Consider the following 11,279-nt stretch of genomic DNA (forward strand, 5'->3'; position numbering starts at 1 on the left):
CGGAACCAATAGTCGCCGTTACGAAAATAACGGATATACACCCAGCCCAACTCCCCCCCAACACAAATGTCGCATCTGAAATCAGGTCAGACTCTCGTCAATCACCAACACCAGCTTCCCGGAAATCCGATTAGTCGCCAGCTCCGCAAACGCAGCCTCGGCATCCTTGATCGGAAACGTCCTGGCCAGTTGCGGACTCAAGCGCCCCTCGGCAAACAACGGCCAAACATGCTGGCTCAAGTCACTGAACAAGTCAGCCTTGAACTGATCATCCCGACTGCGCAACGTCGACCCCAACACCTGCACACGCTTGGCCAACACCTGCGCCAGATCGATCTGCGCCTCACGCCCCCCCATCAACCCAATCAACACCCAGCGCCCATCACGCGCCACCAGCTTGAGATTCAGCGCCGCGTAATTCCCCCCCACCGGGTCAAGAATCACATCGAACGGTCCAAAATCCCTCAAGCCCTCGATGCCGTCAGTACGTACCACACCCCCCTGAGCCCCCAGCGCTTCACAGTACGCAAGGCGATCCGCCGACCCCACGCTGACCCAACACGGGCTGCCAAACGCCTTGCACAACTGAATCGCCGCCGAGCCCACCCCACTGGCGCCGGCATGCAACAACACCTTCTCACCGGGCTTGAGGCCCGCCAACTGGAACAGATTCAGCCACGCGGTGCTGTACACCTCGGGCAACCCGGCCGCTTCGACCAGGGATACGCCCTCCGGCACCGGCAGCACATGCCGCGCATCCACCACCACTTCTTCAGCCATCCCGCCGCCAGCCAGCAAGGCGCAAACCCGATCCCCCACTTGCCACGACGAACCGGCGCCGACTTCGCTGATCACCCCGGAACACTCCAGGCCCAGCACCTGGCTGGCACCGGGAGGTGGCGGATAAAGCCCCGAACGCTGTAATAAATCGGCGCGATTCAGGCCCGCAGCCGCCACGCGAATGCGTACTTGGCCTACATCGCATGTAGGACTTGGCTCTTCTTGCCACTCCACATGACCTTCAACGCCTTGCAATGCTTTCACAGTGCCTCCATAGTGAGTCTGGACTGAGCCCGTTGCTGTAGCGTCGGGCTTTTTGCATTATGCGACCGGCCCATATGGAACCGGCGACTTCAAAGACGGCCTAATATGCGTTATCAATTGCCCCCGCGTCGAATCAGCATGAAGCATTTGTTCCCCAGCACCGCCCTCGCTCTTTTTATCGGTATCGGCCTTTTGCCGCTGTCGAGCAATACGTTCGCAGCCAACAGCTGGGACAACCTTCAGCCTGATCGCGATGAGGTGATTGCAAGCCTTAACGTCGTCGAGTTGCTCAAGCGCCACCATTACAGCAAGCCGCCGTTGGACGACGCTCGTTCGGTGATCATTTACGACAGCTACCTCAAGCTGTTGGATCCCTCGCGCAGCTATTTCCTGGCCAGCGACATCACCGAGTTCGACAAGTGGAAGACGCAGTTCGACGACTTCCTCAAGAGCGGTGACCTGCAGCCCGGCTTCACCATCTACAAGCGCTACCTGGACCGCGTCAAAGCGCGTCTGGACTTCGCCATTGGTGAGCTGGACAAAGGTGTCGACAAGTTCGACTTCACCAAGAAAGAGACCTTGCTGGTTGACCGCAAGGACGCTCCTTGGCTGACCACCGAGGCCGAGCTGGACGACCTGTGGCGCAAGCGCGTCAAGGATGAAGTCCTGCGCTTGAAGATCGCCGGCAAAGAGCCGAAGGCCATCCAGGAACTGTTGACCAAGCGCTACAAGAATCAGCTGGCACGTCTGGATCAGACCCGTGCCGAAGATATCTTCCAGGCCTACATCAACACCTTCGCAATGTCCTACGACCCGCACACCAATTATCTGTCGCCAGATAACGCGGAAAATTTCGATATCAACATGAGTCTGTCGCTGGAAGGCATCGGTGCCGTCCTGCAAAGCGATAACGACCAGGTGAAGATCGTGCGTCTGGTGCCGGCAGGTCCGGCCGACAAGACCAAGCAGGTTGCCCCGGCCGACAAGATCATCGGTGTGGCCCAGGCCGACAAAGAGATGGTCGACGTGGTCGGCTGGCGCCTGGATGAAGTGGTCAAGCTGATCCGCGGGCCGAAAGGCAGCGTGGTGCGCCTGGAAGTGATTCCGCACACCAACGCACCGAACGACCAGACCAGCAAGATCGTGTCCATCACCCGTGAAGCGGTGAAACTCGAAGACCAGGCCGTCCAGAAGCAAGTCCTCAACCTCAAGCAGGATGGCAAGGACTACAAGCTCGGCGTGGTGGTGATCCCGGCGTTCTACCTGGACTTCAAAGCGTTCCGCGCCGGTGATCCGGACTACAAGAGCACCACCCGCGACGTTAAGAAAATCCTCACAGAATTGCAGAAGGAAAAAGTCGACGGCGTGGTCATCGACCTGCGCAACAACGGCGGCGGTTCCCTGCAGGAAGCCACCGAGCTGACCAGCCTGTTTATCGACAAGGGTCCGACCGTGCTGGTGCGTAACGCTGACGGCCGTGTCGACGTGCTGGAAGACGAGAACCCGGGTGCCTTCTACAAAGGGCCGATGGCGTTGCTGGTCAACCGCCTCTCGGCATCCGCCTCGGAGATTTTTGCCGGCGCGATGCAGGACTACCACCGTGCGCTGATCATCGGCGGCCAGACCTTCGGCAAAGGCACCGTGCAGACCATCCAGCCGCTGAACCATGGCGAGCTGAAACTGACCCTGGCCAAGTTCTACCGGGTTTCCGGGCAGAGCACCCAGCATCAGGGCGTACTGCCGGACGTCGATTTCCCGTCGATCATCGACACCAAGGAAATCGGCGAGAGCGCCCTGCCCGAGGCGATGCCGTGGGACACCATCCGTCCTGCGATCAAGCCTGCGGTAGACCCGTTCAAACCGTACATCGCAGAGTTGAAAGCTGATCACGAAGCCCGCTCCGCCAAGGATGCCGAGTTCATCTTCATCCGCGACAAACTGGCCCTGGCCAAGAAGTTGATGGAAGAGAAAACCGTCAGCCTGAACGAAGCCGACCGTCGTGCGCAGCACACCGACATCGAGAATCAGCAACTGGTGCTGGAGAACGCCCGCCGCAAGGCGAAAGGCGAAGCTCCACTCAAGGAGCTGAAGAAAGAAGACGAAGACGCGATCGCCGCCGAGCCTGATAAAACCAAGCCGGAAGATGATGCCTACCTGAGCGAGACCGGGCGCATCCTGCTGGACTACTTGAAAATCAGCAAGACGGTGGCCAAGCAGTAAATGATGGCGATTTAATGTGAACGCTCCTCGGAGTGTCATCAAATAGACATCATTCTGTCGTGAAATGAAGGACCTGCCAAAGCAGGTCCTTTTTTTTCGACCCGAGAAAATCATGACCATGACCGAACAGCTGAATGCATTGGGCTCAATCCTGGCTCAAGGCAGTTTGCACAGCCTGTTCCAACCCATCATTTCCCTGTCTGAACGACGCGTCATCGGTTATGAAGCCCTCAGTCGCGGCCCGTCCAACAGCCCCTTGCACTCCCCTGTCGCACTGTTCTCCGTGGCCCGTCACGCCGGGCGTCTCAGTGAGCTGGAGATGGTCTGCCGGGAAAGTGCCTGCCGGCGGTTCAGCGAGCAGAAACTGCCGGGCAAGCTGTTTCTCAACGTCTCACCCGAATCCCTGCTGGAGACCGCCCACCAGCCCGGCCGTACCCTGCAACTGCTCAGCGACTTCGGCATCCCGCCCAGCCAGGTGGTGATCGAACTGACCGAGCAAACCCCGACCGACGATTTTCAACTGCTGCAAACCGCGCTGCACCACTACCGCGCCATGGGCTTTTCGATTGCCCTGGATGACCTGGGTGCCGGTTATTCCAGCCTGCGGCTGTGGTCGGAGCTGCGCCCGGACTACGTGAAGATCGATCGACACTTTATCGACGGCATCCACCAGGACGCCCTCAAGCGCGAGTTTGTCGGCTCCATCCTGCAAATCGCCAAGGCCTCCCGGGCCCAGGTCATCGCCGAAGGCATCGAGTTGCCGGAAGAGTTGGCGGTGCTCACGGAAATGGGCGTTGACCTAGTGCAGGGCTACCTGCTCTGCCGCCCCCAGGAACACCCGCCGCAGGAAGCGCGGTTGATGCTGCCCAAGCCCGACAACGCCAACGTCGCGCTGAACGACGAAGGCAGCGACCTCAGCGCCCTGCTCAACGAACAACCGGCCGTGGGCCAGCACACCGCCACGGCGCAGGTTTTGGAAGCCTTCCGGCGCCAGGCCAACCTCAATTCCCTGGCGGTGCTGGATGAGCGTGGCCACCCGATTGGCATCGTGCACCGGCACTCGCTGTCAGATGCGCTACTCAAGCCGTTCGCCACCGATCTGTTCGCCCGCAAGCCCATCAGCCGCTTGATGAGTGATGACTTTCTCGCGGTGGAACTGAGCCAGTCCTTGCAGCAGGTCAGCCGCCTGCTCACCAGTCGCGCACGCCAGCGGATCGAGGAAGATTTCATCATCACCCTCAACGGCGATTATCTGGGGCTGGGCCGGGTGATCGATGTGCTCAAGCTGATTACCGAGCTGAAAATCCAGCAGGCACGCTATGCCAACCCGCTGACTTTGCTGCCGGGCAACGTCCCCATCCAGCAGTGCCTGACGCGGCTGTTGCAGCAACAACGCGAGTCTGTGATCTGCTACGTCGATATCGACAGTTTCAAGCCATTCAACGATATCTACGGCTATGGCCGGGGCGATGAAGTGCTGCTGTGCCTGGCGCAATGCCTGAACGACCGGGTAGACCCCAGCCGCGACTTCGTCGGGCATATCGGCGGTGATGACTTTTTGCTGGTGCTGGGGCCGCAGGATTGGCGCAAGCGGCTGAACCAGCTGCTGGACGACTTCCACACCCAGTGCCGGCGCTTCTATCGCAGCGAGCATCTGGACGCGGGCTGTTTCGTTGCACTGAACCGCCAGGGCGTGCGCCAGGAGTTTGCGCTGCTGTCGCTGTCCATCGGCGTAGTGCATTTGTATCCACAGGCCTGTGGACAACTCGATGCCAGCCAGTTGGCGGAACTGGCCTCGCAAGCCAAGCACCACGCGAAGAACGTGGCGGGCTACAGCATTCATGTGATTGACAGCCTGGAGTTGGGCCAGGCAGAACCGCAGCCGCTCTAGATCAGAGTTGCTCCAGGCGCATCTGCGCCAACGGGTGCCCGGCTCGGGCGGCGATTTTCCACCAGCGTGCCGCTTCCAGAGGATCAGGCGCCTTGCCAAGGCTGCCCGCAAGGCTCAACACCCCAACCTGGTAGGCCGCCTTGCCATCGCCGGCCAGGGCCGCCAGCCGCAACAGTCGCACGCCTTCTTCACGGGCGCCGAGGCCCTTGCCACGAAACGTCAGGATATGTCCGTAGAAACTCTGTGCTCCTACGTCGCCCAGATTGGCCATGTGCGCGAACTGGCCTTCAAGCCAATGCCAGCCACGCGGCTGTCGCACGAACCAGGACCAATGAAACAACTTGCGCGCCAGCCAGTAACTGGCATACGCCTTGAGCTTCCAGAACACTACGCCTCCGCTGACTCGGGATAATCGTATTCAAATACTCGAACCACTTCGGATGCGTGCCACGACGCCGCGGCCACGCCATCGGACGGCCCGCAGAAGCGCCCGAGACGCTCCACACATTCAAAGAAACCGGTACGTGGCAGGCGACTGGCGCCCTGGCTGATCACCAGGGAACTGCGCAGTGGTTGGTCGGCCTTGGCATCCAGCGCCGCCAGGTGCTCCAGCGCAGCCGTCAGGGTCTGCATGGCCGGCGTGGGAAATTGCAGGCGCTCCAGCAAGGCGCGGTAGGTCAAGAGGTGGCGCTGTCGGCGCGCCTGGTCCAGCTCGTTGAGTAACCCATCCCAATGTTGACGGCTGATGCGTACGCTCACGTTTCGTCCCTCCAACCTGCAACGCCAAGTTCCCAGGCCAGGCTGCGGCGGATGGCAGCGTCCGGCTGGCGTTCACCGCTTTCGATCAGGCCCAGGTAAGACGGGCTGATGCCCACTGTGCGCGCCAGAACCTCGATGGCCAGGCCCTTGGCCTCGCGCAGGCTTCGCAGCTGCTCCAGGGGGCGCAGATCCGGTTCGGCAGTGGCTTGGCTAATGGTCGGAGCGGGAGGCGTTGGCTGTTGCTGACCGGCAGCTTTTAACAGCGCCTGATACTGAGCCCATGGCAGAACCGCATATTCGGGCTCGCCATCCTTTGTAATTATCTGAATATCCATGACTGCCCCGTAGGATCACAACACTTACTTCGTAAGTACTTTCCTTAGGAGTGTAATCCTAACAGCCACAAAGAGCGCAGGGGGATATTCCCAAGGTTCAGTTTTTTTTCAGGTGTTCTTGCGTAAGCAGCTGAGGCGTCGCAGGAAGGCGCTCAACCACCGCAAGTTTCTCGGGGAGCTGACGCTCGCGCCAGGCGCGAAAGGCGCTCAGTTCGCCGTCGAGGGTCTTCATGACCCACGCCAGCACAGCAATGTCGTCGAGCATGCCAAACACCGGGATAAAGTCCGGGATCGCGTCAATCGGGCTCAGGAAGTACATCAACCCTGCCACTACCGAAATCAGCGCCTTGGGGCTGATGGCCCGGTACTCGCCGCGCCAGTAGGCCAGGCACAAGGCCTGGAGCAGCTTGAGGTCATCCTTGAGCTTGCCCAGCCGGTTGCCCTGGCTCGAGCCTTTGGCGGCGACCGCGAACAGCAACGTCGGCAAGCGCCCACGGCCAAGCAGGCGAGCAGCCATGGGCAGGAAGCGGGTGAAATTAAACGGGGCTTTCATCGTCACTCCAGTTCCAGGCGACAGAAAAGGTTATCCACACAAATTGTGGATAACCTTGTGAACAGAGCCTATTTTCCAGGCTGAAAGCCACGTAATACAAGGCCTACAGTCAGATCGGGCGTTTTTTGCGCACATAAAAAAAACCCAAGAATTCATTGACTTGGAGATAATCTGCGTCTACCCGTACTCGGGTCTTTTATCAGACTGCTCTAGCCCGCATGGGTTCGGTTAAATTTGCCCTGGATTCAGCTGATCGTTCCCACGCTCTGCGTGGGGATGCCGCCTGTGGCGCTCCGCGCTTGCTGTTAGCGCTAGGCTTGAGCTATGCGCAATGGTGACGCAGAGCGTCACGGGATGCATTCCCACGCAGAGCGTGGGAACGATCGCAGAGCGTGGGAACGATCGCACAGGCCAGAAACAACAACGCCCCGTCGAGACGGGGCGTTGTGTGTTCAGGCGCTGATTACTTCTTGGCAGCAGGAGCCGCCGGTGCGTCAGGAGCGTCTGCCTTGGACGGGTCCTTGATGGCCAGCAGTTCCAGGTCGAATACCAGCACGGAGTTGGCTGGAATCGCCGGGCTCGGGCTCTGGGCACCGTAGGCCAGGTCGGACGGGATGTACAACTCGACCTTCTCGCCAACGTGCATCAGTTGCAGGCCTTCGACCCAACCCGGAATCACGCCGCTGACCGGCAGGTCAATCGGGCTGCCGCGATCCACGGAGCTGTCAAAGGTGGTGCCGTTGGTGAGCTTGCCGGTGTAGTGAACAGTCACTACGTCGGTAGGCTTGGGTTGAGCACCGTCCGCTTTCTTCACGATCTTGTATTGCAGACCGGAAGCGGTGGTGACAACGCCGTCTTTCTTGGCGTTTTCTTCGAGGAATTTCTTGCCGGCGGTTGCCGACTCTTCGCTCATCTTGGCCATACGCTCTTCAGCACGTTTTTGCAGTGCGGCGAAGGCTTCGACCAGCTCGTCGTCTTTCAGCTTCTGTTCTTTCTTGCCGACGGCATCTTCGATGCCTTGGGCTACCGCTTTGGAGTCCAGGTCATCCATACCTTCTTGAGCAAGGCTTTTGCCCATGTTCAGGCCGATACCGTAGGAAGCTTTTTGCGCCGGGGTTTTCAGCTCTACGCTGGTTTGCGAATCACAACCCGCAAGTACCAGGCTAACCAGGGCCACCGCCGCCGCCAACCGATGCTGTTTCATGCTATTTCCTTGTTCGTGTGCCAAAAGGGCATTCGAGTAAAGTCGCGAGCTTATCAGGCGGCCACGACCAATGGCTACCGGCATGTGAGCAGGAAACTTCTGATAAGTTCACGTGTTTAAAAGCATTTTCATTCAATCCAGGGCCCTGCAACGGACGGCAGCAGCGCTGGAACGAGACTCATGGCCACTTGCCGCACTGCTGGCCTGATGGCATAAGAACGCTACAACTCGACAAGGATAGTTATCTTGCGCATTTTTTCCCGTGTTTTGCTGATGATTTTCATACTGCTGGGCCTGGTCCTGGCGGTGGTGCTCTATTACGTGGTCAACCCGAAGCTGCCGGTCTACGTGCCGGTGGAACAGGTGCACTATCAGGATCAATGGAGCGCCGCAGATCGCCAGATCTACTATTTCACGCCCCAGGGCACCCAGGTCAAGGGCCTGCGTTATGCCTGGTTTACCGCCTTGGAACTGCCGTTCTCCGAGCAGCGTTTCGCCACGCCCGAGTACCTGGCGCGCTTTGGTTTTCTGGTAGACCCCAAGCAGGTGCCCACCGCGCAGAACCCCGGCAACCTGCCGGTGGGTTTCGCCCGGCATAAAAATGCCGGCAGCAATGATGAGTTCCTCGACATCACCTGCGCCGCCTGCCACACCGGCCAGTTGAACTTCAAAGGCCAGGGCCTGCGGATCGACGGTGGCCCGGCGCAACATGTGCTGCCGTCCAGCGTGCCGACCCTGCGCGGCGGCAGCTTCGGCCAGGCACTGGTCGCCAGCCTGGCCTCGACCTACTACAACCCGTGGAAATTCGAGCGCTTTGCCCGCACCGTGCTGGGCCATGACTACAACGACCAGACCGCAGCGCAACTGCGCCAGGATTTCAAGAAGTCCCTGAACAACTTCCTCAAAGTTGCCTGGAACGACACCCACCGTGGCCTCTACCCCACCGAAGAAGGCCCGGGCCGCACCGACGCCTTTGGCCGTATCGCCAACGCCAGCTTTGGCGACGCCATTTCCCCCGACAACTACCGCATCGCCAACGCCCCGGTGGACTACCCGCAACTGTGGGACATCTGGACCTTCGACTGGGTGCAATGGAATGGCTCGGCCCAACAACCCATGGCCCGCAATATCGGCGAAGCCCTGGGCGTCGGCGCCACCCTGGACTTCTTCGACAGCGCCGGCCAGCCGCTCCAGGGCGATGCGCGCTACGCCTCCAGCGTGCGGGTTCGCGACCTGAATACCATCGAAGAAACCCTGCAACGGCTCAAGCCACCCACCTGGCCCGAAGACCTGTTCGGCGCCATCGACAAACCGCTGGCCGCCCAGGGTCGCGCACTGTTCGCGGAAAACTGCGCCGGCTGCCACGTGCCAGCGGTGTCCCAGGTCGATGGCCGCCCGGTGCGACAATTGAAAATGCTCCCGGTGGAGGTGATCGGCACCGACCCCGCTACTGCCAACAATATCGCTGACCACCGCTTCGACCTCAGCGCCCTGCAATGGGACCCGGCGGAGTTGGCGAAAATGAACGTCGAACTGCACCCCACGCCCACCGAGCCGCTGGACCTGCGCAGCCTCTCTTCAGCCAAAGGCCTGGCCTACATCACCGCGTTTGTCGAAGACCACGCCTACCGTGCCGCCGGTGTGACACCTGCCGAACGCCCGCGCCTGGACGGCTTCGGCCTGCCGATCGGCGTACGCGAATTGCGTGCCTACAAGGCACGGCCCCTGGCCGGGGTGTGGGCGACACCGCCGTTCCTGCACAACGGCTCGGTGCCGACGATCTACCAATTGCTCTCGCCTCAGGACGAGCGCAGCCCGACCTTCTATAAAGGCACCTTCGAATACGACCCGCGCCACCTGGGCTATCAAACCGCCGCGTTCCCCAACGCGTTCCTGTTCGATACGCGCATCACCGGCAACCACAACAGCGGCCACGAATTCCGTGCCGGGCAGCGTGGCAACGGGGTGATTGGCCGAGGCTTGCTGCCCCAGGAACGCTGGGCGCTGCTGGAATATTTGAAAGTGCTGGGCGGCCCGCTGGAACAGCAACTGCCCTGACCCAACCGACTTCGCAGAAAAGGATTTTTAAATGCTCGCTCGACTTTGGCTGCGCCTCGGCGCGTTTCTCGGCAAGACCCTGTTGTGGCTGGTGGGCCTGGGCCTGCTGGGCTGGTTGCTGTCCACCCTGTGGTTTGCCTGGCAGCACAGCGGCCCGGTATCGCCGGACGAACAGATCCCGCCGGGTGAAGCGGCCATGACCCAGGGCATCATCCAGACCGCCGTGCGCATCGTCGACCAACACCGCGAGGGCACGCGTTACCTGCGGGATGCGCATGCCAAGGCCCATGGCTGCGTGAAGGCCGAGGTCAGCGTACTGGCGGACCTCGACCCGGCCCTGCGCCAGGGCGTGTTCGCCGAGCCGGGCAAGACCTGGCAGGCGATGATGCGACTGTCCAACGGCAATGCGTATCCGCAGTTCGACAGCATCCGGGATGCCCGGGGGATGGCGATCAAGTTGCTGGACGTGCCAGGCAAACAGCTGCTGGCGGATCAGCAGGCGCGGGGTGAGCAGGACTTTGTGATGTTCAGCCATCCGAACTTTTTCGTCAGTGATGTGGCGGAGTATGCGCAGAACATTTCGGCTCAGGCCGATGGCAAGAAAGTCATGGCGTTTTTCCCCGGGGTGGATCCGCGCAGTTGGCAGGTGCGGCATTTGTTTATCGCGCTGGCGACGTTGGCGCCGCCGCCGGTGAGTCCTACGCAGACGACGTATTTCTCGGTGTCGCCGTATAAGTTTGGGGCGGCGAATGCGAAGTTTCGGGTGGCGCCGGATCCCCAGGGGTGTCCTGCGTATGTGCTGCCCAAACAGAATCAGGACCTGCCGAACTTTTTGCGCAGTGCGTTGAATCAGCAACTGTCGACGGACCGGGTGGCGGCGTGTTTTGTGTTGCAGATTCAGCGGCAGAATCCGCAGAAGTTCATGCCGATCGAGGACACCAGCATTGAATGGAAAGAGAGTGATGCGCCGTTTGAGACGGTGGCCAAGGTGGTGATTCCGGCGCAGGATTTTGATACGCCGGCGTTGAATCTGGCTTGTGATAATCAGTCGTTTAATCCGTGGTTTGGGGTGGAGGCGCATCGGCCGATTGGGGGGATTAATCGGTTGCGTAAGGCGGTGTATGAGGCGGTCAGTGATTACCGGCATAGCCGGAATTTGTAGCTCCGCGGTGTGGGGTGCATATCCGTTGCTGCGGTTATGGCCGCTATTGGTTC

The 11,279-nt window shown here is 60.4% G+C and carries 10 protein-coding genes; 4 read left to right on the forward strand and 6 right to left on the reverse strand.

Translation table 11 applies throughout. The annotated features are described in order from the left end of the window. Positions 1 to 81 precede the first annotated feature (81 nt). Positions 82 to 1,044 carry a zinc-binding dehydrogenase gene (locus HX839_RS31360; protein ID WP_087694978.1) on the reverse strand — a complete coding sequence of 321 codons (963 nt, stop codon included), beginning with the start codon at positions 1,042 to 1,044 and terminating at the stop codon, positions 82 to 84. A 138-nt stretch (positions 1,045 to 1,182) separates the two neighbouring features. Between HX839_RS31360 and HX839_RS31365 the strand changes: the two genes are divergently transcribed. Beyond that, the gene (locus HX839_RS31365) at positions 1,183 to 3,264 is read left to right on the forward strand and encodes a carboxy terminal-processing peptidase (RefSeq protein WP_023659269.1); all 2,082 of its coding nucleotides are present in this window, start codon (positions 1,183 to 1,185) and stop codon (positions 3,262 to 3,264) included. A gap of 112 nt (positions 3,265 to 3,376) precedes the next feature. Beyond that, a complete protein-coding gene (locus tag HX839_RS31370) occupies positions 3,377 to 5,155 on the forward strand; it encodes a bifunctional diguanylate cyclase/phosphodiesterase (RefSeq protein WP_023659268.1) in 1,779 nt (592 codons plus the stop codon). Between the two features lies 1 nt (position 5,156). Here the strand turns inward: HX839_RS31370 and HX839_RS31375 are convergent, their stop codons facing one another. The 5 genes from HX839_RS31375 to HX839_RS31395 form a co-directional block, all read right to left on the reverse strand. Continuing rightward, positions 5,157 to 5,543, reverse strand: coding sequence for a sel1 repeat family protein (locus HX839_RS31375; RefSeq protein WP_177068221.1), 387 nt, complete (start codon positions 5,541 to 5,543; stop codon positions 5,157 to 5,159). Continuing rightward, the gene (locus tag HX839_RS31380; protein ID WP_003211116.1) at positions 5,543 to 5,914 is read right to left on the reverse strand and encodes a hypothetical protein; all 372 of its coding nucleotides are present in this window, start codon (positions 5,912 to 5,914) and stop codon (positions 5,543 to 5,545) included. Before HX839_RS31380 ends, HX839_RS31375 begins: the two co-directional genes overlap by 1 nt. Next, positions 5,911 to 6,249, reverse strand: a complete 339-nt coding sequence (locus HX839_RS31385) for a helix-turn-helix transcriptional regulator (protein ID WP_177068222.1) — start codon at positions 6,247 to 6,249, stop codon at positions 5,911 to 5,913. The genes HX839_RS31380 and HX839_RS31385 overlap by 4 nt, the downstream gene beginning before the upstream one ends. 97 nt (positions 6,250 to 6,346) lie before the next feature. After that, positions 6,347 to 6,802, reverse strand: a complete 456-nt coding sequence (locus tag HX839_RS31390) for a YkvA family protein (protein WP_003211120.1) — start codon at positions 6,800 to 6,802, stop codon at positions 6,347 to 6,349. Between the two features lie 463 nt (positions 6,803 to 7,265). Beyond that, positions 7,266 to 8,006 (reverse strand): FKBP-type peptidyl-prolyl cis-trans isomerase, encoded by a 741-nt coding sequence (locus HX839_RS31395; RefSeq protein WP_003211122.1) that lies wholly within the window; start codon positions 8,004 to 8,006, stop codon positions 7,266 to 7,268. Between the two features lie 246 nt (positions 8,007 to 8,252). Here HX839_RS31395 and HX839_RS31400 point away from each other — a divergent pair, with 246 nt between their 5' ends. Next, the gene (locus tag HX839_RS31400) at positions 8,253 to 10,064 is read left to right on the forward strand and encodes a di-heme-cytochrome C peroxidase (protein ID WP_177068223.1); all 1,812 of its coding nucleotides are present in this window, start codon (positions 8,253 to 8,255) and stop codon (positions 10,062 to 10,064) included. Between the two features lie 31 nt (positions 10,065 to 10,095). After that, the gene (locus HX839_RS31405; RefSeq protein WP_003211127.1) at positions 10,096 to 11,226 is read left to right on the forward strand and encodes a catalase family protein; all 1,131 of its coding nucleotides are present in this window, start codon (positions 10,096 to 10,098) and stop codon (positions 11,224 to 11,226) included. Positions 11,227 to 11,279: the final 53 nt, after the last annotated feature.

It is taken from the genome of Pseudomonas sp. I8001 (genome assembly GCF_013385345.1).
Lineage (GTDB): Bacteria > Pseudomonadota > Gammaproteobacteria > Pseudomonadales > Pseudomonadaceae > Aquipseudomonas.

Excerpts from the sequence above, each read along its gene's own strand:
- HX839_RS31365 (WP_023659269.1), top strand. The coding sequence starts at position 1,183 with ATGAAGCATTTGTTCCCCAGCACCGCCCTCGCTCTTTTTATCGGTATC.
- HX839_RS31370 (WP_023659268.1), top strand. The coding sequence starts at position 3,377 with ATGACCATGACCGAACAGCTGAATGCATTGGGCTCAATCCTGGCTCAA.
- HX839_RS31385 (WP_177068222.1), bottom strand. The coding sequence starts at position 6,249 with ATGGATATTCAGATAATTACAAAGGATGGCGAGCCCGAATATGCGGTT.
- HX839_RS31390 (WP_003211120.1), bottom strand. The coding sequence starts at position 6,802 with ATGAAAGCCCCGTTTAATTTCACCCGCTTCCTGCCCATGGCTGCTCGC.
- HX839_RS31395 (WP_003211122.1), bottom strand. The coding sequence starts at position 8,006 with ATGAAACAGCATCGGTTGGCGGCGGCGGTGGCCCTGGTTAGCCTGGTA.
- HX839_RS31405 (WP_003211127.1), top strand. The coding sequence starts at position 10,096 with ATGCTCGCTCGACTTTGGCTGCGCCTCGGCGCGTTTCTCGGCAAGACC.